At 65.1% G+C, this 20125-nt stretch carries 21 protein-coding genes; 9 read left to right on the plus strand and 12 right to left on the minus strand.

Translation table 11 applies throughout. The annotated features are described in order from the left end of the window. Positions 1-10: 10 nt before the first annotated feature. The gene (locus F468_RS0101815; RefSeq protein ID WP_018138246.1) at positions 11-1003 is read right to left on the minus strand and encodes an amidoligase family protein; all 993 of its coding nucleotides are present in this window, start codon (positions 1001-1003) and stop codon (positions 11-13) included. A gap of 111 nt (positions 1004-1114) precedes the next feature. Here F468_RS0101815 and folB point away from each other — a divergent pair, with 111 nt between their 5' ends. The 6 genes from folB (at position 1115) to fetB (ending at position 5763) form a co-directional block, all read left to right on the plus strand. Then, positions 1115-1480, plus strand: coding sequence for a dihydroneopterin aldolase (gene folB, locus F468_RS0101820; RefSeq protein WP_018138247.1), 366 nt, complete (start codon positions 1115-1117; stop codon positions 1478-1480). A gap of 254 nt (positions 1481-1734) precedes the next feature. Beyond that, positions 1735-2448, plus strand: a complete 714-nt coding sequence (locus tag F468_RS0101825) for a TorF family putative porin (RefSeq protein ID WP_018994517.1) — start codon at positions 1735-1737, stop codon at positions 2446-2448. Between the two features lie 65 nt (positions 2449-2513). Beyond that, positions 2514-2852 (plus strand): P-II family nitrogen regulator, encoded by a 339-nt coding sequence (locus tag F468_RS0101830; RefSeq protein ID WP_012981610.1) that lies wholly within the window; start codon positions 2514-2516, stop codon positions 2850-2852. Positions 2853-2889: 37 nt separating this feature from the next. Then, positions 2890-4143, plus strand: coding sequence for an ammonium transporter (locus F468_RS0101835; RefSeq protein ID WP_018138249.1), 1254 nt, complete (start codon positions 2890-2892; stop codon positions 4141-4143). A 202-nt stretch (positions 4144-4345) separates the two neighbouring features. After that, a complete protein-coding gene (locus F468_RS0101840; protein WP_018994518.1) occupies positions 4346-4966 on the plus strand; it encodes an ATP-binding cassette domain-containing protein in 621 nt (206 codons plus the stop codon). After that, positions 4957-5763, plus strand: coding sequence for an iron export ABC transporter permease subunit FetB (gene fetB / locus F468_RS0101845; protein WP_012981613.1), 807 nt, complete (start codon positions 4957-4959; stop codon positions 5761-5763). Before F468_RS0101840 ends, fetB begins: the two co-directional genes overlap by 10 nt. Positions 5764-6051: 288 nt before the next feature. Here fetB and F468_RS0101850 read toward each other — a convergent pair whose 3' ends face one another. From F468_RS0101850 to speE, 3 genes are all read right to left on the minus strand, one after another. Continuing rightward, the gene (locus F468_RS0101850) at positions 6052-6336 is read right to left on the minus strand and encodes a type II toxin-antitoxin system RelE/ParE family toxin (protein ID WP_018994519.1); all 285 of its coding nucleotides are present in this window, start codon (positions 6334-6336) and stop codon (positions 6052-6054) included. Beyond that, the gene (locus F468_RS0101855; protein ID WP_012981615.1) at positions 6336-6563 is read right to left on the minus strand and encodes a ParD-like family protein; all 228 of its coding nucleotides are present in this window, start codon (positions 6561-6563) and stop codon (positions 6336-6338) included. The genes F468_RS0101850 and F468_RS0101855 overlap by 1 nt, the downstream gene beginning before the upstream one ends. Positions 6564-6880: 317 nt before the next feature. Continuing rightward, the gene (gene speE, locus F468_RS0101860) at positions 6881-7732 is read right to left on the minus strand and encodes a polyamine aminopropyltransferase (protein WP_018994520.1); all 852 of its coding nucleotides are present in this window, start codon (positions 7730-7732) and stop codon (positions 6881-6883) included. A gap of 314 nt (positions 7733-8046) precedes the next feature. Between speE and speA the strand changes: the two genes are divergently transcribed. The 3 genes from speA to typA all read left to right on the plus strand — a co-directional run bounded on the left by speA (position 8047) and on the right by typA (position 12442). Continuing rightward, positions 8047-9951 (plus strand): biosynthetic arginine decarboxylase, encoded by a 1905-nt coding sequence (gene speA / locus F468_RS0101865; RefSeq protein ID WP_018994521.1) that lies wholly within the window; start codon positions 8047-8049, stop codon positions 9949-9951. A gap of 4 nt (positions 9952-9955) precedes the next feature. Beyond that, positions 9956-10204, plus strand: a complete 249-nt coding sequence (locus tag F468_RS0101870; RefSeq protein WP_018138978.1) for a YcgL domain-containing protein — start codon at positions 9956-9958, stop codon at positions 10202-10204. 417 nt (positions 10205-10621) lie between these two features. Continuing rightward, positions 10622-12442 carry a translational GTPase TypA gene (typA, locus tag F468_RS0101875; RefSeq protein ID WP_018175170.1) on the plus strand — a complete coding sequence of 607 codons (1821 nt, stop codon included), beginning with the start codon at positions 10622-10624 and terminating at the stop codon, positions 12440-12442. A gap of 123 nt (positions 12443-12565) precedes the next feature. Here typA and F468_RS0101880 read toward each other — a convergent pair whose 3' ends face one another. From F468_RS0101880 to F468_RS0101915, 8 genes are all read right to left on the minus strand, one after another. Beyond that, positions 12566-12979: a type IV pilin protein gene (locus tag F468_RS0101880; protein ID WP_018649170.1), complete on the minus strand. Its 414-nt coding sequence runs from the start codon at positions 12977-12979 to the stop codon at positions 12566-12568. Next, complete coding sequence (locus tag F468_RS0101885; RefSeq protein ID WP_018649171.1) at positions 12976-13287, minus strand: hypothetical protein; 312 nt, start codon at positions 13285-13287, stop codon at positions 12976-12978. Before F468_RS0101885 ends, F468_RS0101880 begins: the two co-directional genes overlap by 4 nt. A 13-nt stretch (positions 13288-13300) precedes the next feature. Beyond that, complete coding sequence (locus tag F468_RS0101890; RefSeq protein ID WP_231373167.1) at positions 13301-16825, minus strand: pilus assembly protein; 3525 nt, start codon at positions 16823-16825, stop codon at positions 13301-13303. 31 nt (positions 16826-16856) lie between these two features. Then, positions 16857-17354: a PilX N-terminal domain-containing pilus assembly protein gene (locus F468_RS0101895; RefSeq protein ID WP_018649173.1), complete on the minus strand. Its 498-nt coding sequence runs from the start codon at positions 17352-17354 to the stop codon at positions 16857-16859. Positions 17355-17356: 2 nt separating this feature from the next. Further along, positions 17357-18391, minus strand: coding sequence for a PilW family protein (locus F468_RS0101900; protein ID WP_018862866.1), 1035 nt, complete (start codon positions 18389-18391; stop codon positions 17357-17359). After that, positions 18388-18858, minus strand: a complete 471-nt coding sequence (pilV, locus tag F468_RS0101905) for a type IV pilus modification protein PilV (protein WP_038048868.1) — start codon at positions 18856-18858, stop codon at positions 18388-18390. The genes F468_RS0101900 and pilV overlap by 4 nt, the downstream gene beginning before the upstream one ends. A gap of 9 nt (positions 18859-18867) precedes the next feature. Further along, positions 18868-19386: a GspH/FimT family pseudopilin gene (locus tag F468_RS0101910; RefSeq protein ID WP_018994524.1), complete on the minus strand. Its 519-nt coding sequence runs from the start codon at positions 19384-19386 to the stop codon at positions 18868-18870. Positions 19387-19478: 92 nt separating this feature from the next. Next, positions 19479-20003, minus strand: a complete 525-nt coding sequence (locus F468_RS0101915; protein WP_018994525.1) for a GspH/FimT family pseudopilin — start codon at positions 20001-20003, stop codon at positions 19479-19481. Positions 20004-20125: the final 122 nt, after the last annotated feature.

A 20125-nucleotide genomic window follows, 5' to 3' on the forward strand; every position in this document is an offset into this window, starting at 1 on the left:
GGTGTCGTACTCAGAACCAGCCACGCAGCTTCCTGGCCCAGTCGTCGGCCCAGCGACCCAGTGCCTGGGTGGGGCGTTCCAGGTATTCACGGCTCATCCGCTGCAGGCGTTCCCGGTCCGCGGCGAGCCGTTCCACTTCGACCCAGCCGTTAAAGGGGTGGGCCAGGCTCCATTCGGGATCGTCGATCTCGCAGTTGGGCAGACGATAGTGGAACGCGGGCCGGGCCTTGACCAGCTCATGTTCGACCGGGGCCGCGTCGATCCGCTCCTGATCCAGTTCGGCAAACAGCGGCAGCATGTCCAGCGGCCGATTACGCGTGGTGTTGTGCGCGAGGTAATGGTCGATCAGTTCCCCCTGGTCCGGCTGGAAGTCCGGGTTCAGGGTCTCGCGGACGAAGGTGCCGGGGAATGCGCGGATGTAGGGCGACAGGCGTCTGGCCAGGTCGATCTCGCCCGCGTTCGTCAGCATCTCGTACAGCAGCAGGAAGGCCCGCAGGACATCGAGGATCCAGGCGGCATCGGTGCTGTGGACCTCGATATTGAGCTGCAGCCCGAACGCGTAGAGCAGCGAGCGCTCGGTCCCAAGGGCACCGTCTTCCTGCAGTGCGGCCCGAACGCGATCCAACCGGGGAAGCGCCGAGGCCGGTATCGGTGGTGCGACGATCTCGTGCGGTACCAGGCGCCCGGCGGCATCGGCCAGCCAGCGGTCGAGCGCCGCCTCGTCGGTGTCGTCGAGCTCGATGCCCAGCCGCCGCAGGTGGCTGCGATAGGCCCGGTCCTTCAGTACCCGGGCATCCAGCTCCACCTGGAAATCACCCTGGTCCGTATCGCAGACCCGGGCGACGAACGGGCTTTCGCAGCGGACCTGCCCGCCGAACTCGGCGCGGATGGCCTCGGCCATGCGTTCGAGCGAGACGCCGGCCATCTCGATCTCCACGCCCACCTTTCGGGGTGACCCTTCCGGATTGTCTGGCCAGGGCAGATCGTGAAAGCGCTCGGGCATCAGGAATGTCCTTGGGAAGCTGCCGCGCCATGATACCGGTTCGGTGTACCTGCTGTGGGCAAGCCAGTACGATAGGCGCCGGCCGCCAGGGCCGGACCGCAAAGGTACGGGATGGATCGAATCTACCTCAAGGATCTGCGCATTGATGCCGTCGTCGGCGTCTATGATTGGGAGCAGCGCATCCAGCGCCCCCTGCGCTTTGATATCCAGCTAGCTACCGACACGCGCATCGCTGCGCATTCGGGCGAGATCACGGACACGGTCGATTACGAGGCGGTGGCCAATGCCGTGCGCGCGATCGTCACGCGCGAACCCCACGCGCTGCTGGAATCCCTGGCCGAGGAGATCGCGGAGGCCCTGATGGCCGAGTTTCGCACCCCGTGGGTGCGCATCGAGCTGGGCAAGCCCGGCGCGGTCGCCGGTGTGGCCGAGGTCGGCATCGTGGTCGAACGCGGCACCCTGCCAGCCTCTACCTGATCCCTTTGCGTCGGTTCCTGTCCTAGTTCGCCTCGACCCCGGCCGTGCGGCCGGTCACAGATTTATCATTCCTTGACCCAATATGGTGCGTGTGCACTTTTAGTGCGCACCGCTTTTGTGCGTGCTGGCGTCGTTCACCTGCAACAGGTGTTGTGAAAAGCCGATCTGGCTCCGTTTTCCCGATATGGCACGGCCTGTGCAAGGACCGGGTGTCGACTACGCGACACTCGATTGCACAACTGGGAGAACACAATATGAAGAAGTTCACTCGTTCCGCGCTGGCCGCCGCCATCGTCACTGTCGGCTCCACCGGTGGTGTGGCCTTTACCTCTACTGCCACCGCGGAGCTTTCCGTGAACATTGGGGCGGTTTCCAACTACTACTTCCGCGGCTTTTCCGAAACCGATGATGGCGCCGCAATTCAGGGCGGTATCGACTATGAGCACGAATCCGGCTTCTACGTCGGCACCTGGCTCTCCAACGTCGACTTTGGCGACGACACCAGCTACGAAATGGATCTTTATCTCGGCTTTGCCGACGAGTTCGACAATGGCTTTGGCTACGATGTTGGGTATCTGTATTACGCCTACCCCGATGCGCGCGATGACAGCGGTTCCCTGAGCGCCGACTTCGGCGAAGTCTACGGTGAAGTTTCGTTCGATACCGGGCCCGTTGGTTTGTACACCGGTATGGCCTATGTCGTGAACGACAGCAGTGATTCCGCGCTCGAGAAAAAGGATATGTACTACTACGCCGGCTTGGATATCCCGTTCATGGATGTCTATAGCGCTGGCTTCCTCGTGGGCCGCACCAACTTCGATGACTCCGATCTCGACAACTACACCCACTACACCGCGAGCCTCACCCGCGATGCGGGCGACTGGGGCGAGTTCAGCTTCAACCTTGAATACGTCGACGAGTCCGACGAGGACGTTGGCGCCTGGGTGGGCTGGACCAAGACGTTCTAAACCCGGCTTTTCCACTCAAGTAACTGCGGGTCCGCCCTCAGGCGGCCCCGCTCAAGGAGTCCGACATGAAGATGATTACCGCCGTGATCAAGCCGTTCAAGCTTGATGATGTCCGCGAGGCGATCTCGGAGATCGGCGTGCAAGGAATGACCATGACCGAAGTAAAGGGTTTTGGTCGTCAGCGCGGCCATACCGAGCTCTATCGCGGCGCCGAATACGTGGTCGATTTTCTGCCCAAGGTGAAACTGGAAGTGGCTGTCGACGAAAACCTGGTCGATCAGGTGGTCGAGGCCATTTCCAAGTCTGCCAGTACGGGCAAGATCGGCGACGGCAAGATCTTTATCACCCCGGTGGAGCAGGTCGTGCGTATTCGCACGGGCGAGACCGGCCCGGAAGCCCTTTAAGGGTTTTCCCTCTTCCATCGAATGAGGAATTTCAATCATGGAAATTGAACAACAAGTTGTCGAACTCGCCTATGCGATGGACACCTTTTATTTTCTGGTGGCCGGTGCACTGGTGATGTGGATGGCCGCGGGCTTTACCATGCTCGAGGCCGGGATGGTGCGCACCAAGAGTGTCGCCGAAATCGCGACCAAGAATATCGCCCTGTATTCGATCGCCAGCATCATGTACATGCTGATCGGCTACAACATTATGTACGGCGATGGCCTGAGCTCCGTGATCCCGAGCCTGGGCTTCCTGATCACGGGCGACAACGCCGTGGGTGACGTGCTGGGTAGTGATGGCGACATCTACTACTCCGATCGTGCCGACTTCTTCTTCCAGGTCGTGTTCGTGGCGACCGCGATGTCCATCGTCTCGGGTGCCGTAGCCGAACGGATGAAGCTGTGGGCCTTCCTCGCCTTTGCGGTCGTGCTGACCGGCTTCATCTACCCGATCCAGGGCTTCTGGAGCTGGGGCGAAGGCTTCCTCGACCAGATCGGCTACCTCGACTACGCCGGTTCCGGCATCGTCCACTTCACGGGTGCCGCTGCGGCGCTGGCCGGTGTGCTGCTCCTTGGGGCGCGCAAGGGCAAGTACGGCAAGGACGGCCAGATCAACGCGATCCCGGGCTCCAACATGCCGTTGGCCACTCTGGGCGTGCTGATCCTGTGGTTGGGCTGGTTCGGCTTCAATGGCGGCTCCGAGCTGAAGGTCTCGGACATCGAATCCGCCAACGCCGTGGCCGCCGTGTTCGCCAACACCAACCTGGCCGCGGCCGGGGGTGTGATCGCTGCCCTGATCACCACTCGTCTGGTGTTCGGCAAGGCCGATCTGACCATGGCGCTGAACGGCGCGGTCGCGGGCCTGGTGTCCATCACCGCCGAGCCGCTGATGCCCAGCCCGTTCCTGGCGATGATCATCGGTGCCATTGGTGGCGTGATCGTGGTCTTCTCGATCGTCGCGCTGGACAAGCTGAAGATCGACGACCCGGTCGGGGCGATCTCCGCGCACGGTACCGCCGGTATCTGGGGTGTGATGGCGGTGCTGCTGTCCAACCCGGACGCGACGTTCTTCGGCCAGATCGCGGGCCTGCTCGCCATCTTCGCCTTCGTCTTCACGGCTTCCCTGATCGTCTGGGCCATCCTGAAGGCGGTGATGGGCATTCGCCTGAGCGAAGAGGACGAGGACATCGGTGCCGACATCACCGAGTGTGGCCTCGAGGCCTACCCGGAATTCACCGGGAAGCAGTAAACATTCGAAACGCGCGCAGGGGTTCGGCCTGGAGGGCCGGGTCGAACCCCCAAAGTGTCTCCTCCGACGCCGACAGCAACAGTCTCCCAGGACTCAAGGATGTTGGCTTTCAGGGCGCCTCCCCGGCGCCCTCTTTTTTTGCCCCCGCGAAGCCCCGCGGGTTCGGTTACGATTCCGCTTTCGCCTGACCGGAACCGCCAGCATGGATCGCCTGTTCGAAGCACATGAGCTGAAAACGGCCCACCTGGGCCCGCTGGAACTGCAACTCCAGCCCGGCGAGCTGGTGCAGCTTACCGGTGCTTCAGGCTCCGGCAAGTCTCTGCTGCTGCGCGCGCTGGCGGACCTGGATCCGAATACCGGCGAGGTCCGCCTGGCTGGTGTGCCCCGCGACTCGATGACTCCGGTGCAATGGCGCCGGCAGGTCGCCTATGTGCCGGCCGAGACCGCCTGGTGGGACGAGCGCGTGGATGATCATCTACCCGCCGATTTCTCGCGCGAGACGGCGCTGCACCTGCTGGAGCAGGTTGCCCTTCCGGAAGAGTCCCTGCACTGGGAGGTCGAACGCCTCTCCAGCGGCGAGAAGCAGCGCCTGGGCCTGTTGCGCGCATTGCTGAACCAGCCGCGTGTCCTCCTGCTGGACGAGCCCACCGCCAACCTTGATCTGGAAAACACTAGGCGCATCGAACGCGCGGTACGCACATATCTAGCGGAGGAAGAGGCGGCGGCCCTTTGGGTCAGCCATGACACGCTGCAACGCCAGCGCCTCGGTGGACGCATCCTGACCATCAGCAACGGCAAGCTGGAGGCCCCCGCATGGAGCTGATCTCGCTTTCCCCATTCGATCTGAGTCTGGCGGCGCTGCTGGTCGTCGCGCTGGCCGGGGTGACCGTCTGGGCGCGCATGGGCCTGGGGCGCAGCCTGCTGATCGCCGGGGCGCGTACCGTGATCCAGCTGCTGCTGGTCGGGCTGATCCTGCAGACGCTGTTCGACCACGCCCAGCTTGGCTGGGTGGCGCTGATGGCCGTGGTCATGCTCGCGGTGGCCGGCTACGAGGTGATGGCGCGCCAGCAGCGCCGCTTCGCCGGGCTCTGGGGCTACGGGATCGGCACCGTCACCATGTTCATCTCGGCGTTCGCAGTCACGGTGCTGGCACTGACCACCATGGTCGGTCCGACCCCCTGGTGGGAGCCGCAGTACGCGATCCCGCTTTTGGGCATGCTGCTCGGCAACACCATGACCGGTATTGCATTGGGGCTGGACCGCCTGACCCAGACCGTCTGGCGCGAGCGGCGCACCATCGAGGGCCGGCTGGCAATGGGGGCCTCCTGGAGCGAGGCGGTCACGACCATGCGCCGCGAGGCCGCGCGCTCCGGCCTGATGCCGACCATCAACGCCATGGCCGCCGCCGGCATCGTCAGCCTGCCGGGCATGATGACCGGCCAGATCCTGGCCGGCGCCCCGCCAGTGGAGGCCGTGAAGTACCAGATCCTGATCATGTTCCTGATCACCGCCGGTACCGGCTTCGGCACCCTGGGCGCTGTCTGGTTCGCCTCCCGCCGCCTGTTCGACACCCGCGAGCGCCTGCGCCTCGACCGCCTCAAGGCCGGCCGCCACGCCTAGTCACGAGCTCAATGCACCCTGCGGCGTTTGTGGTGCCCGTCATCGCGAGGCGCGCAGCGCCGTGGCGATCTCCGTGGGCGGCCCTGACGCCGGCCGGGGAAGGCGTCGGGGGGTTCGTTGGGAGATTACTCGCTGCGCTCGCCCTTCGGGCCGGCCGGCGGCCGTTCAACGCGCTTCGCGCTTTTGTGCCACGGCCCCTGCGGGGCCTCGCAATGACGGGTTATTGAAGCCCCGTAGGATGCGCTGAGCGCAGCGAACCGCATCGGTCAGATACACGTCCGGGCGGCATTAAGAATCGCGTTTCAGGTCCCGGTAGAAGTTCTCGTGTGTCCCCAGCAGGAGCAGGTGGCGCGTGCGAGGATCGTACTCATAGGCGAGCAGCATCAGTTGCCCGCGTGATTTGAACTTGTAAACCATGACCCCCGCCAGATCCCCTTTCTTGCTGGTACCCAGCTCGGGGTCGCGGATGATGTCGGCGACCGCGTCGTCCACGTCCGCCTTCTGGGCAGGGTGCAGGCGCTTGTAAGCCCGTCGGAATCGGGTGCTTTGCAGCACCTCCACGTCCGTGGTCATCAGTCGCGCTGGCCCTCGGGCGTGAACGGCGTGGCCAGCTCCCGGCCCTCGGCACGCGCGATCAGGAGTTCACAGATGAAGTCGATGGGCAGGTCGGGATTGTCCATGGCGGTACGCCCGACCTCGGCCCAGAACTCGATCTGGCCGGCGATGGTTCGGTGCTCGGCCTTCGCGTGGGCGCGGGCCTGCTGGTAGAGCGTTTCATCAATGCGGACGGGCAAACTCATGGCCTGCTCCTATTGCTACAAATGTAGTAATGGTAGCGCGCGCCCGAATTGCCAGCAAGAAAACGCCCGGATTGGTGCACCCTGCGGCGTTTGTGGTGCCCGTCATCGCGAGGCGCGCAGCGCCGTGGCGATCTCCGTGGGCGCCCTGACGCCGGCCGGGGCAGACGTCGGGGGTTTCGTTGGGAGATTACTCGCTGCGCTCGCCCTTCGGGCCGGCCTGCGGCCGTTCAACGCGCTTCGCGCTTTTGTGCCACGGCCCCTGCGGGGCCTCGCAATGACGGGTTATTGAAGGGCCCCGCCAGGGGCCTGGCGCGCGATCAGGCGAACAGCTTGCGACGGAAGAACTCCGGAGTAGCACCGGCGGCGCGGTGGATCGCGGCGTTGTAGTAGTGCGTGACAAACGGCAGCTCCTCGGCTGCCTCTTCGCGCAGGAATGACACCGGGCAGTCCTTCGCGGCGATGGTGCAGGTCCACCAGCCGGAGGGGTAGGTGGCCTGCGGGAAGTGCATCGTCAGGGCGTCGATGAAATTCGCCGCGCGCAGGCTGTCGTGCATCGGGCGGATGATGCTGTCGGTGTGCAGCAGCGGCGATTCGCTCTGCTGCACCAGCAGGCCGTCCGGGCCCAGGGCCTTCACGCAGTCCTTGTAGAACGCGGTGGAGAACAGGCCTTCGGCCGGGCCGACCGGGTCGGTGGAGTCGACAATGATCACGTCGATGGAGCCGGGGGCGGCGTCCTTCAGGTACTGCACGCCGTCGTCGAACAGCAGCTCGGCGCGCGGGTCGTCGTTGGCGTCGCACAGCTCCGGGAAGTACTGCTCGGACAGGCGGGTGACGCGCTCGTCGATATCCACCTGTACGGCGTGCTCGACCTCGTCGTGCTTGAGCACTTCGCGCAGGGTGCCGCAGTCGCCGCCGCCGATGATGACCACGTTCTTCGGGGCGCTGTGCGAGTACAGCACCGGGTGCGACATCATCTCGTGGTAGATAAAGGTGTCGCGGCCGGTGAGCATCACGCAGTCGTCGATCACCATCAGGTTGCCGAAGGCCTCGGTCTCGTAGATCTCGATCTTCTGGTACGGGGTCTGTTCCTCGTGCAGCTTCTGCTTGATGCGCAGGGACAGCGCCATGTCTTCGTGCGGTTCGCTGAACCAGTTGTTGTCGAGTGCCATTGGCGGCTCCCCTTGCCGGTGCGGTGGACGGTATGATGCGCCGCTATGATAGTGCCCTGTATCCTGCGGGCAACTCCGCTCTTCTCGTCATTGCGAGGAACCGTAGGCGACGACGTACAAAAGCAGCGAAGCTGCGTTGAACGGCCGCCGGCCGGCCCGAAGGGTGAGCGTAGCGAGTAATCTCCTGAATGAGGGCAGTGCGCTTGGGTGCCCTGCTTGCCCCTGGTGTTCGGGTGGATCATGAAGGCGATTGCCACGTCGCTTCGCTCCTCGCAATGACGGGGCTTTCCTAGCTTTTAAAATCCGGGAATACCATGACCGTCACGCCCTGGAATCTGGATGAGGCCCGCGCCACCTACGGTATCGATCACTGGAACGGTGGCTTCTTCGAGGTGAACGCCGCAGGCCACGTGGCGATGCGCCGTGCGGACTGGCCGGATCACCCCGGCGTGGATCTGTACGAGCTGGCGGGTCGTCTGCGCGAGGAGCATGTGGGTCCGCCGGTGCTGGTGCGATTCCAGGATGTGCTGGACGGCCGGGTGCGCCGCCTGGCGCGGGCCTTCGACACCGCCGCGCGCGAGCTGGAGTACGAAGGTGCGTTCACCGCCATCTACCCGATCAAGGTCAACCAGCAGCGCAGCGTGGTGGATCAGATCCTGGCGGCCGGCGATCAGCCGGATGCCGCGGGGCTGACCCCGCGTGTGGGGCTGGAGGCCGGCAGCAAGCCGGAGCTGATGGCCGTGCTGGCGCAGTCGCGCCCGGGTGCGGCGATCATCTGCAATGGCTACAAGGACCGCGAATACGTGCGCCTGGCGCTGATCGGGCGCCAGCTCGGGCATCGCGTGTATATCGTGATCGAAAAGCCCTCCGAGCTGGAGGAGGTGATCCGCCAGGCCGAGGCCATGCAGGTCGAGCCGCTGCTGGGCCTGCGCGTGCGCCTGGCCTCAATCGGCAAGGGCAAGTGGCAGAACACCGGTGGCGAGAAGGCCAAGTTCGGCCTGTCCGCGGCGGATGTGCTGGGCATCCTGGAGCGCCTGCGGGGTCTTGGCTGGCTGGACCGGCTGCAACTGCTGCACTTCCACATGGGCTCGCAGATCGCGAACATCCGCGACATCCAGAATGGCATGGGCGAGGCGGCCAGCTACTTCGCCGCGCTGACCGAGGCCGGTGCGGCCCTGCGGGTGGTGGATGTCGGCGGCGGTCTCGGAATCGACTACGAGGGCTCGCGTTCGCGCAACGAGTGCTCCATCAACTATTCGGTGGAGGAGTACGCGCTGAACATCCTGCGCCCGCTCAAGCGCATCTGCGAGGAGCAGGGCCTGGTCATGCCGGAGGTGTTCAGCGAGTCGGGCCGCGCCCTGACCGCACACCACGCGGTGCTGATCACCAACGTGATCGACTGCGAGCCGGCCCCGGGTGATGGCGACGTCCCGCCCGCCGAGAATGGCGAGCTGCCCGAGATCGCCGCCATGCGCGCCCTGCTGGAGGACGGCGAGCGCCCGGCCTCCGAGATCTACCACGATGCCGCCTACGGCCTGTCCGAGGTGCAGGCACGCTTTGCCCGCGGGATGCTGTCGCTGGCGGACCGTGCCCGCGCCGAGGCGATCTACTTCGCCCTGTGCCAGCGCCTGCTGGCGCGGCCCGAGGCCCTGCCGGCGGAGATCCACGCGGAACTGACCGACAAGCTGGCGGACAAGGTCTTCTGCAACTTCTCCGTGTTCCAGTCGATCCCGGACACCTGGGCGATCAACCAGATCTTCCCGATCATGCCGCTGCACCGGCTGGCCGAGCGGCCCACCCGGCGCGCGGTATTGCAGGACCTGACCTGCGACTCCGATGGCCACATCGAGCACTACGTGGAGCGCGAGGGCACGCATACCACGCTCGCCCTGCACCCGTGGAACGACCGCGAGCCGTACTACCTCGGCATCTTCCTGGTGGGCGCCTACCAGGAGATCCTTGGGGATCTGCACAACCTGTTCGGCGACACGGATACCGTGAACGTTGAGCTGCTGCCCGAGGGCGGGTACCGACTGGTCGACCCGGAGCGTGGCGACACCGTCGACGAACTGCTCTCCTATGTGCACTTTGCCCCGGATGACCTGCGCCGCACCTTCCGCGCCAAGATCGACGCCGCCGGCCTGCGTGGCGAGGCCGCGGGCCGGCTGCTGGCGGAGCTGGAACAGGGCCTGACCGGCTACACCTATCTCGAGGACTGAACCCATGCAGTGCTATGTCTACCGCGCGACCCGGCGCGCCGATACCTACGTCTACCTGCCGCAGAAGGACGACTTCTCCGAGCTCCCCGATGGCCTGACCCGTGCACTCGGGCGCCTCGAGTTCGCCCTGGAGTTCGAACTGACCCCGGAGCGCAGCCTGGCCCAGGAAGACCCGCAAAAGGTCCTGGCCAACCTCAAGGAGCAGGGCTTTCACCTCCAGCTCCCGCCCCCGGAAGACGAACCCAGCACCTGATCTCCCGCGCGGTCGCCCGCACATGGCGCCGCCAACCCCCTCGAACCGACCCTTGCTCGGGCTATCCCGGACCCTCGAAGCCTCCACACGGTCATCCCGGAAACCGCCAAGCGGTTATCCGGGATCTCATGCGTCGGGGTATTCCCAACCCTTGAGGCCGATCCGGCGCGGGAGATCCCGGCGCTTCGCTGCGCTGCGGCCGGGATGACCGGGGCAGGGTGACTGTGGGCGGGGTAACGAGGTGAATCGGTTGCGGCCGAGGGCGCCGGCTACCGATGCAGGGCAGGTGGTCGATGTGCTGCGCTGGCGGCGCGTGAAGGCGAAGGAGCCTGCGCACAAAACAGGGAAGTCGCAGCGCGGTCACGAATAAGTCTGTATAGTGTCGGCCCTTTTGCCAGTATCCAGAGTTCGTATTCCATGACCGAGAAGCTTCGCAACATCGCCATCATCGCCCACGTTGATCATGGCAAGACCACGCTGGTCGACCAGCTCCTGCGCCAGTCCGGCACGCTTGATGCGCGCGGCGACCACGGCGAGCGGATCATGGATTCGAACGCGATCGAGAAAGAACGCGGGATCACCATCCTGGCCAAGAACACGGCCATCGAATGGCAGGACTACCGCATCAACATCGTCGACACCCCCGGACACGCCGACTTCGGTGGCGAGGTCGAGCGGGTGTTGTCCATGGTCGACTCCGTGCTGCTGCTGGTGGACGCGGTCGACGGCCCGATGCCGCAGACCCGCTTCGTGACCCAGAAGGCCTTCGCGATGGGCTTCAAGCCGATCGTGGTGGTCAACAAGGTCGACCGCCCCGGCGCGCGCCCGGACTGGGCCGTGGACCAGGTGTTCGACCTGTTCGATCGCCTCGGCGCGACCGACGAACAGTTGGACTTCCCCATCGTGTTCGCCTCCGCCCTGAACGGCTTCGCCGGCATGGATTCCAGTGTCACCGAAGGCGACATGACCTGTCTGCTGGAGACGATCGTCGAGCATGTGTCCCCGCCGAACGTCGACGCCGACGGCCCGTTCCAGATGCAGGTCTCCTCGCTGGACTACAACTCCTACCAGGGCCTGATCGGCATCGGCCGCGTGAAGCGCGGGCGCATCAAGCCGAACACCCCGGTCAAGGTGGTAGACCGCGAGGGCAAGGTGCGTAATGGCCGCATGCTGCAGATCATGGGCTTCCATGGCCTGGAGCGTGTCGAGGTCGCGGAGGCCCGCGCCGGCGACATCATTACCTTCACCGGCATGGACGAGCTGTACATCTCCGACACCCTGTGCGACCCGAATAACGTCGAGGCGATGGAACCGCTGACCGTGGACGAGCCGACGGTGACCATGACCTTCCAGGTCAACACCTCGCCGTTCGCCGGGCGCGAAGGCAAGTACGTGACCTCGCGTGTGCTGCGCGACCGCCTGCTGGAAGAGCTCAAGCACAACGTCGCGTTGCGCGTGGAAGAGACCGACGACGCTGACAAGTTCAAGGTCTCCGGGCGTGGCGAACTGCACCTGGGCATCCTGATCGAGAACATGCGCCGCGAAGGCTACGAGCTGGGCGTCTCGCGCCCGGAAGTGGTCATCAAGGAAGTGGACGGCGTTAAGCAGGAGCCCTACGAGGCCGTCACCGTCGACGTCGAGGAACAGCACCAAGGCACGATCATGGAAAAGCTCGGCGAACGCCGGGGCGACATGACCAACATGGTCCCGGACGGCAAGGGCCGCGTGCGCCTGGACTTCATCATCCCGTCGCGCGGGCTGATCGGCTTCCAGACCGAGTTCATGACCGCGACCTCCGGCACCGGCATCCTGCACCACATCTTTGACCACTACGGCCCCTACCAGCCGGGTGCGGTCGCCTCGCGCCAGAACGGCGTGCTGATCGCCAACGCCGCTGGCAAGGCGCTGGGCTTTGCCCTGTTCAACCTGCAGGATCGCGGCAAGCTGTTCATCGGCCCCGGCGACGAGGTCTACGAGGGCATGGTGATCGGCCTGCACTCGCGCGAGAACGACCTGGTCGTCAACGCGCTCAAGGCCAAACAGCTGACCAACATCCGCGCCGCCGGCACGGACGAGAACATCCAGCTGACCCCGCCGATCCGCATGACGCTGGAGCAGGCCATCGAGTTCATCGACGACGATGAACTCGTCGAGGTCACGCCGGAAAACATCCGCATCCGCAAGAAGTTCCTGCTCGAGCACGAACGCAAGAAGGCCGCCCGCGCCGCCTCGGCGTAACGGTCAACGCCAGCGCCTCCTACAAGGGGCAAGGCAATAACAGGCGCCCGGCCGGGTTTACCCGCCGGGCGCTTTTGTTTGGGCATCGGATCGCCGGGGCTTGTTCGGGCTGGCCCGTCGATTTCACCAGCAATCGGACGCGGTACCGTTGGCACCGCGTTCGCCGCGCTCGTTCAGGGTAAGGGTGCCGCACCGGGTGTCACGGCTGGCCTGGACCCCCTGGGGTACGGCCTCGAGCCGGAACGAGGCCCGGTCGACCTCGGCCAGACGGAAACTGTACCGATCCGGCATGCCGCTTTCGGTCATGCAGCCGCGACTGGGCAGGTCGCCCTCGTAGCTCATTTCACGGGTGTAGCGCCGCTCCATCGACTGTGCGGCCTCGGTCAGGCAGCCGGCGGCATTGCCCCGCCAGGTGTTGGTCACATGGTTCTGGTAGGAGGGGTAGGCAATCGCTGCGAGGATGCCCACGACGGCGACCACCACCATTACCTCGATGAGGGTGAACCCGAGACCGCCCCGAGGTACTTTGGGGGTCATGGCTTTCGCTCCAGCTGCACGACTCGGCCGTTAGCGATTGTGGCCCGTACCCGGTCGCCGACCGCCGGACTCGTGTCGCCATGAGTGCGACGATGCTTCGGATGCGGTAGACGCGAATGCAGGCGCAGTCGTTCGCCATTGATGACGACCTGCTTCTGTTCCGGAAGGCTGCGTTCCAGCACGCCTTCAACCGTGCGTTCCTGCTCGACGTAGGCCATCGCGAAGGTCGGGGTCAGACCCAACGCAACCAGCACGCCGATCGCCCGTCGGCGGCCCATCGCGGGGAAGGTTGTTCCCGGTTTGTTCATCCTGTATCTCCTGTTAGCGGAGCTGACGCCAGCTGCGCCAGGTGAAGCCCGGGCGTTCCTCGTCCGGCATCTGCCAGACCTCTCCTCCGGAGCCGACGGGCAGTTTGTATTCGCGATCCCGCCGTTGCTGGTCCTCGACCACCGTTGGCCGCGAGGGAATGCCGACTGGCGAGCGGATTCCGTGGGCGGGCAGGGCGATCGATTCCACGGTGCCATCCTCGTTCTCGACCGGGACTTCCACGAAGCTTTCTTCGCCAAAGCCTTCGCCGCTGAGGTCCCAGGGCGATCGCTCCAGCCGGCCGCCGCTGAAGGCATCGAACTCCATGATCCAGCCGGTCCCGCCACCGGGGTCGCAGGGATCGCTGCTGGGCTCGGGGATCAGGGTGGCAAAGACGACGCGGTCGCCGTGCCGGATCAGGGCATCTTCCACCACCCGTTCGCCCTGAAAACCGAACAGCGGCGAGACAAGATCCATCACCCAGCCGGCGTGGCTGTCCTCCATGGTGTGATCGCTGGTAACGCGCAGATCAAAGCCGAATGCCTGGACCTCGTGCCGGATCGCCTGGACCAGCAGATCGGCGCGCTCGACGATTCTCTCGTCGCGATCTCGTACCCCGTACAGGCTCTGCGTGGAGCTGTTGTCGGGGTTGTTGTCGTCGACCTCGAAATACTGGCCGGTGCCAAAGAACAGGTTCACGTGCCCACTGTCGTCGCGCGCGACCGCTGGACGCGCCGTGATCGGTTGACGGGTGCCGCTCGCATCACGGGCCTGGAATAGCGGTGTAGTCTGGTTGCCGGTAGTGAGGAACCCCGGGGCACCCCACTGCGCGGGACCGTTTCCACCCAGATCCAGACGCCAGAGGTTGCCATTCAGATCCCCGGCGTAGATGCGGTCGATCTTGCGGTCGCCGCTGGTGTCGACGGGTACGGGGCTGAACATGCCGTTGTCTGCGGTGTTGTCCGGGTGGTTCGGTATCCATTCGAACAGCTGTTCGCCGCTCAGGGTGTCGAGAATCAGGATTGAAGCCTGGCCGTTCTCGCTGCCGTAGCCGTTCGGAATCGCGGTGATCCATTGCCCGCTGGCGGCGCGCCCGAGCACGGGGTCGCCGATGACCCGGCCGAGAGAGGACTCGAATGCCTCGTGACGGTGGTCGATCTCCCACAGAACTTCCTGCCGGTCGATATCCAGCGCGAACACGGCGGTTCCACCCGCCCCCTGCGAGGCCACCACGATGCGCCGCCAGCCGGTTCCGTCATGCACGTGACCGAACCGGGGTGAGCCATCCAGCACATAGCGCCGGTCGTAATCGGGTCTGGAGAGGTCCTGGAAGTCGCCATAGACGGCGTTGGGGACGAGCGCGAAGACCTCGTGTCCGCCTTCCGAGGAGCAGCCACCAATGGGTTCGGGGAGGTTGTCCTGACAGGGGAGTCGGCCGTCGAACGCATGGAACTTGCCGTCGTTCGCGTTGACGGCCACCAGCGGGGCCTGGGCCCTCCAGGAATCGAGCGCGTCACTGTAGGATTCGCCGATGCCCTCAAGGTGCCCATACCCGAAGTCCTGCGCATGCACGAACAGCGGGCGTGAGTTCACGATATCGCCCAGAAGGCGCTGCCGGGGGCGGAACTGGTCTGCGTCAAACCCCTCGTTATCCGACACGCCACGCAGCCAGTCGAGAAGCTGCGGGCCCGTCCCGTCTCCGCCCAGGGCTTCCTGCTGGGTATCAGTGAGTGCCGAGAATTCGAAGGCGACGGTTTCGCCCTGGCTCCAGGTCGGCGAGAAATCATCCGGTTCTTCGCTGGGTGCCCAGGTCAGCAGGTTGCGCCCCGCAGGTGATGGCAGCTGGGCCTCGGCATCCCAGGCTGGGCTCGATTCGATCAGTTCGCCGCCATCCAGGGCGGGGCTGGTCAGCCGAAAGGCCCGCAACTCTCCCGACCAGTCGCTGGAGTCAAAACCGGCCTGGAAGATCGCGGACCCGGCCTGCAGGCTGGTGGAGTTGGCCGCCACGGCAGCGGAGCTGCCGGTCGCCTCCGCGATTACGCCCTCGAAGATACGCGACATGGCGTCCTGCAGGCCGTCCTCGCTGGCCGCGTCAAAGGCGGAGCCGGTGCCCCCGGATTCGGCCAGAAGGTTCAGCGGGTTCTCCGGCATGTCGTCGTCCAGTTCCCCGATTCCGGGCGGCAGCGCGAAGCCCACGATGTAGGTGTCCACGTCGGTTGTGGCGTGGAAGTCCTCGATCGCGTCGGACGCCTGGCGGATTGCGGTGGCCGGGTCGTCGCCCAGTTCGGTACCGTCGGCCTGCACCGAAGGGAGGCCGTCGGTGACCCAGACCGCGGCGTTGACATCGCAACTGCGCGGGATCTCGGGCGTATCGAGATTCCCCTGATCACTGCCGAAGTGCTCGGTTTGTCCGAGGAAGTAGTCACGCGCGGTGCGCATCGTCCCCTCGAGTGGCGTGAGCCCGGCGGCAATCAGTGGCCAGTCCGGGTCCACCAGCACATTGCCATCGCCGGGTGACCAGTCGTGGCGTTGAGGCTCCAGCTTGCGTTCGATCGCTTCCCAGTGGTCGGGGTCCACGTTGCCGTCGGCGTCGAACCCGCCGATGGGTACATGCAGATAGCCGAGGCCCGGTGAATGGTTGGCGCGCCATTCCGGTTGATTGAGCTGGGAAAAGATCATGTGTTCGCCCCAGTGCGTAACACCGCGCTGGCGCATGCTGTCGGTCAGGGTGCCGAGCAGGTTCAGCGGGATCTGGTTCGAATAAACGGGCTGCCCGCCGAAACCCGTGGCGACATCGCGGTAGCAGTCGAACGGAAACAGGTCGTCCTCGGCGAAGTTTCCGGTGTATTCGCAGAACCAGGTCTCGTCGTGTTCGGGAAAGCCGGTCGCCCCATCCTCCGCCGTGATCCACTGATAGCCGGGCACGGCCACGTTATAAAAGACCCAGACATCGTCGCGCGTGGGGTGGGGCTCGCGGAAGCGCTTGGTATCCGAATCCCATGGGCCCTCGTGGTCCGGATCGTAGAAATCGGGATTCGGCGTGGGGGCGTAGCGCACGTCATGCGGGCGGTGGACCAGACGCCAGAGCACGGTGCCCAGATCGGCTGGGTCGTCTACCGCGCTGATGAAGACGTCGTTGCGGGCGTTGCTGGGCGGATGTTGCTGATAGGCCATCAGTCCCAGGTTGATGCGCCCTCGATACTCGTTGATCAGGTTTTGTCCTACACGTTTGACGATGCTGCCCTTGCTGTCTTCGTAGCGGGCACCGGCCGGGCACGTGTCGGGTTCCAGGTCCTCGCCCGGGGCACACTGATCCCAGTCCATCGCGACCCGGCCCTGGCTCAGGCCCTCCTGCATGCTGTCCGAGTTGTCGAGAATCAGCAGTACGTTGGGCGGCAGGCCTGGCCCGGTGAGGAACAGCGGCTTGTTGGCGACCTGTGCCGTCACGATCGCCGGCATACTGGCTAGCGCGACGCCCAGCGCAGCTGTAACCAGGGTGTGGCGGGTCGCGGCTCGCGGCGTGGAGATTCCTGGCGTCATGGGCATCCTTGCGTCATGCGGTGGCCGAGGGTTAGTGGCGGAAGGTGGCCTGCAGGATCACGACAGCCTCGGGTGATCCGCCCTGCGCGCGCACCGTGATCCGGTAGAGATCCTGGTTGGGCAGGGCTTCGTCTGCGGCGAGTGCATCCACCGGGGGAACTGGCACGGCCTCGATGTAGTAGCGCGGCATCGCGTACAGCCCGAAGCCCTCTGCGTCCGGCGGGGCATAGGCTGTTCCGCCGCCGTTGGCGAGTCGTTCTTCCCAGGCGAGAGGATCGGCTGGTGCGTCCACGGGCTCCGCCGCTGCACCCGGATCAAGATTCATCTGGCCATGCCGCAGGGCAGCCTCGGCGGCCTGAAACGCCAGGTTGCGGTCCAGCATGTTGCCGGTCATCCGCTCCTGCAGAATGGTGTTGCGCATGCCGGTGACGGCGACCAGCGTGATCACCAGCAGCAGTACCAGACCGACGATCAGGGCCGAGCCCTGCTGCCGATGCCGACGGGAAGCGCTTCGAGGTGTCACGTTCATGGTCATTCCAGCCGGTTGCGCGTGGCGACGGTGGTAGTGAACACCTGGTACAGACGCCGGTCCGGCGCATCGAACAACTCGTTCGCGAACAGCAGTCCGCTGCGGGGCTGATCCACCACGTTGTTGTCCAGCCCGTTGTAGACGAGAAGGTGGACGCGCACCGCGGCGACCCGGGCCCAGTCGCTTTCGCTCCAGCTGGTGGTATTGCCCGCGGCCACGAAGCGGTCGACCTGCTGGTTGTCGTTGGTGTCCTGCCCAAATTCCAGCCGCATATCATACACCCCCTCGGCGATCTCGCGGCGCACCGGGTTGCCGTTGCTATCGGTATCCGCCGTGCTGCGGCGGAACAGGCTGGTCACACCGGGGCTGGCGGAGGATTCGCCGATGTAATAGGTGATGGTTTCGAGCCGGGAGATCGAGAGGGTGGCGGGCCCGGAGAAGTCCGTGAGGTCTCCGCCCACGTTGCCTGGCGAGATGTTCGCGCCGGTCGCACGGCTGAGCACGCCGGGCTGGGCTGGGGCGTTCTGGAACAGCTCGCAGGTGGTGCCGGCCTCGTCCGCGACCAGCACGATCTCGCCCTGGGAGACATTGACCGGGTCCACCGTGTTGATCGGCGCGGTGGTATTGGGCACCGCGACGGCAACCGACCCGATCGAGGTCATGCCATGCAGGGTCAGGACGTCACCACGAAGATGGTCGCTGGGTGGCTGCGGGGGCAGGAATGCAGATTCGACCGTGTGCGACCAGGGGTCGAAATCCGTGCTAGCCGTGTCGAGCAGGTTGTTGATATTGCCGCCACGGCAGCCCTGGTGCCCGGCCTCCCGTGCGTCGCGAGCGATGCGTTCGATGACAAAGCGCCCTGTTTCCTGCACGCGCGACATGGCCTCCTGTGTGCGCGAGGTCTGCTGGGTGGAGACGAACAGGGCGATGACCCCGCCCACGATCAACAGTCCGAGCACCATCGCGACCATCAGCTCCACCAGGGTGAAGCCGCGCACACGGTTCCTGGTCGGGCCAAATGAGGGGCCGGCATTCATATCCCGGTCCTCGTGACGAACTCTTCAAAGGGCTCTTCGCCGTCCTCCACCAGGCGCCGGTTGTCCCAGCGAATGGTGATGGTGAAAACATCACCGTTGCGTTCGATGCGGCCTTGTCCTTCCGGAAGGGCACAGGCCAGCGCCATCCGCCATTGCGTCAGGTCGGCGCTTGCCAGGTCGGGCCCCGTTCCCGGGGCCTCGCAATCGGGTGGTGACTGGAAGCTCGTGTCATAGGTGCCATCCAGGGCGGCCGCCCGGTTTGTGCGCATGCGATCGGCGATGTCGTAGGCAAGGTTGGTCGCCTGTGCACGCATGTAGGCACCCTGGTTCATCTGAAGCGCCTGCGCCTGAAGGGCCGCCAGCCCAATGACGCCAATGGAGAGCACCACCAGGGCGACGAGTACCTCGATCAGGGTGACGCCACGGGCGCGGGCCAAACGGACAACGGGGAGTGAATGTGATGGCATCGACGTGGCCTATTCCGGGCAGCTGTCGGGCTGTGTCGATACGCGCCCGCCCGGCTCGACATGCAGCGAACGCGCGCGCTCGCCGTTGCAGCCTTGCGGCCAGACGCGAATAGCGGCATCGTTCGGTTCCGGACTGGACTGGGCACCCAGGGCGTCGAAGGCGAGTGAGCCATTGGCCGCGAGCCGAATGGGGCTGGCCGGGCCTGACCATTGCCGCATGGCCGTGCCCTGGCTACAGTCGTTCGGGTCTTCGTCCACGGCAAACACCCGTGCCTCCCAGCCACCCTCCCAGTCGTTGCCATCCGGGCATACGGCTGCGGGCCGCCCGCGGCGGACTGCCTCGCTGCGGGCGAGATTCAGGGCATTGACGAGTTCGTTGGTGGTCGCCGAGGTGCGGTGGTTCTCCACGTGGGTGGAGAAGTGCGGGATGGCGAGGCTGATCAGGATCACCAGCGCGGTAATCGTGATCATCAGCTCCACCAGCGAAAATCCCTTTCGCCGGGTTTGTCGGATAGCCAAGTCTTCCATGACGGGCTCATTTCTAGATGATGGGAAGGGCCGCGAGTAGTCCTGTTCTAACCGGCGGTCCAAATACGGCAATGGACGGTGTCTTTATCATCTCAGCCGCATGTTGCTTCGCCCACTCGCGGTCGCCCGGTATTCGACAGCACGATCGCCCGCCCCGAGCCTTCGCCCGCGCAGACACTGACGGTCCCCATTAGCCAGGCACCGGAGAGCTGCTGCGACTGCCCCAATGCGTCGAAACTGATGTAGTGACGGGTGGGGGTGTTGCCAGCGATTTCCACACGCGGGGCTTCCTGCCCCACGCGCACGATCGCATCAGGCCCTGGCGGCTGTGTGGCCAGTGCGGCGTTCTGATAAAGGAGCCAGCCGCCGTCCCAGTCGATTGCCGCCGAACAGGTGGCGCCATCCTGGGACGTGCACAGCGTGACCGGCGAGCCGCGACGGATCGCCTCGCTACGCGCAAGGTGCAGGGTGGCCAGAAAGGAATTCGTCGCGCTGGTCACGCGATTTTGCTCGACCAGATTACCGAAAGCGGGTGCCGCGATGCCGATCAGCACCGCAAACGCCACCAGCGTCACCATCAATTCCACGAGCGTCAGCCCGAGCGCATCCTTGCGCATACCAGACTCCTCCCTGAGTTGGTTGAGCCATGACTCTAAAGGCGCGCGTAAATTATTGCCAGCGATGTGAACGCGCCACGTTTCCCGAAGCCCGTATCATCCGCGCGCGCCCTGTTCTCGTG

Source organism: Thioalkalivibrio sp. ALJ2, assembly GCF_000378325.1.
In the GTDB taxonomy this organism is placed as follows: Bacteria; Pseudomonadota; Gammaproteobacteria; order Ectothiorhodospirales; family Ectothiorhodospiraceae; genus Thioalkalivibrio.

What these genes read in the sequence shown, in the direction of transcription:
- F468_RS0101815 (WP_018138246.1), bottom strand. Translation starts at nt 1,003, where the DNA reads ATGCCCGAGCGCTTTCACGATCTGCCCTGGCCAGACAATCCGGAAGGG.
- folB (WP_018138247.1), top strand. Translation starts at nt 1,115, where the DNA reads ATGGATCGAATCTACCTCAAGGATCTGCGCATTGATGCCGTCGTCGGC.
- F468_RS0101825 (WP_018994517.1), top strand. Translation starts at nt 1,735, where the DNA reads ATGAAGAAGTTCACTCGTTCCGCGCTGGCCGCCGCCATCGTCACTGTC.
- F468_RS0101830 (WP_012981610.1), top strand. Translation starts at nt 2,514, where the DNA reads ATGAAGATGATTACCGCCGTGATCAAGCCGTTCAAGCTTGATGATGTC.
- F468_RS0101835 (WP_018138249.1), top strand. Translation starts at nt 2,890, where the DNA reads ATGGAAATTGAACAACAAGTTGTCGAACTCGCCTATGCGATGGACACC.
- F468_RS0101840 (WP_018994518.1), top strand. Translation starts at nt 4,346, where the DNA reads ATGGATCGCCTGTTCGAAGCACATGAGCTGAAAACGGCCCACCTGGGC.
- fetB (WP_012981613.1), top strand. Translation starts at nt 4,957, where the DNA reads ATGGAGCTGATCTCGCTTTCCCCATTCGATCTGAGTCTGGCGGCGCTG.
- F468_RS0101850 (WP_018994519.1), bottom strand. Translation starts at nt 6,336, where the DNA reads ATGACCACGGACGTGGAGGTGCTGCAAAGCACCCGATTCCGACGGGCT.
- F468_RS0101855 (WP_012981615.1), bottom strand. Translation starts at nt 6,563, where the DNA reads ATGAGTTTGCCCGTCCGCATTGATGAAACGCTCTACCAGCAGGCCCGC.
- speE (WP_018994520.1), bottom strand. Translation starts at nt 7,732, where the DNA reads ATGGCACTCGACAACAACTGGTTCAGCGAACCGCACGAAGACATGGCG.
- speA (WP_018994521.1), top strand. Translation starts at nt 8,047, where the DNA reads ATGACCGTCACGCCCTGGAATCTGGATGAGGCCCGCGCCACCTACGGT.
- F468_RS0101870 (WP_018138978.1), top strand. Translation starts at nt 9,956, where the DNA reads ATGCAGTGCTATGTCTACCGCGCGACCCGGCGCGCCGATACCTACGTC.
- typA (WP_018175170.1), top strand. Translation starts at nt 10,622, where the DNA reads ATGACCGAGAAGCTTCGCAACATCGCCATCATCGCCCACGTTGATCAT.
- F468_RS0101880 (WP_018649170.1), bottom strand. Translation starts at nt 12,979, where the DNA reads ATGACCCCCAAAGTACCTCGGGGCGGTCTCGGGTTCACCCTCATCGAG.
- F468_RS0101885 (WP_018649171.1), bottom strand. Translation starts at nt 13,287, where the DNA reads ATGAACAAACCGGGAACAACCTTCCCCGCGATGGGCCGCCGACGGGCG.
- F468_RS0101890 (WP_231373167.1), bottom strand. Translation starts at nt 16,825, where the DNA reads ATGACGCCAGGAATCTCCACGCCGCGAGCCGCGACCCGCCACACCCTG.
- F468_RS0101895 (WP_018649173.1), bottom strand. Translation starts at nt 17,354, where the DNA reads ATGAACGTGACACCTCGAAGCGCTTCCCGTCGGCATCGGCAGCAGGGC.
- F468_RS0101900 (WP_018862866.1), bottom strand. Translation starts at nt 18,391, where the DNA reads ATGAATGCCGGCCCCTCATTTGGCCCGACCAGGAACCGTGTGCGCGGC.
- pilV (WP_038048868.1), bottom strand. Translation starts at nt 18,858, where the DNA reads ATGCCATCACATTCACTCCCCGTTGTCCGTTTGGCCCGCGCCCGTGGC.
- F468_RS0101910 (WP_018994524.1), bottom strand. Translation starts at nt 19,386, where the DNA reads ATGGAAGACTTGGCTATCCGACAAACCCGGCGAAAGGGATTTTCGCTG.
- F468_RS0101915 (WP_018994525.1), bottom strand. Translation starts at nt 20,003, where the DNA reads ATGCGCAAGGATGCGCTCGGGCTGACGCTCGTGGAATTGATGGTGACG.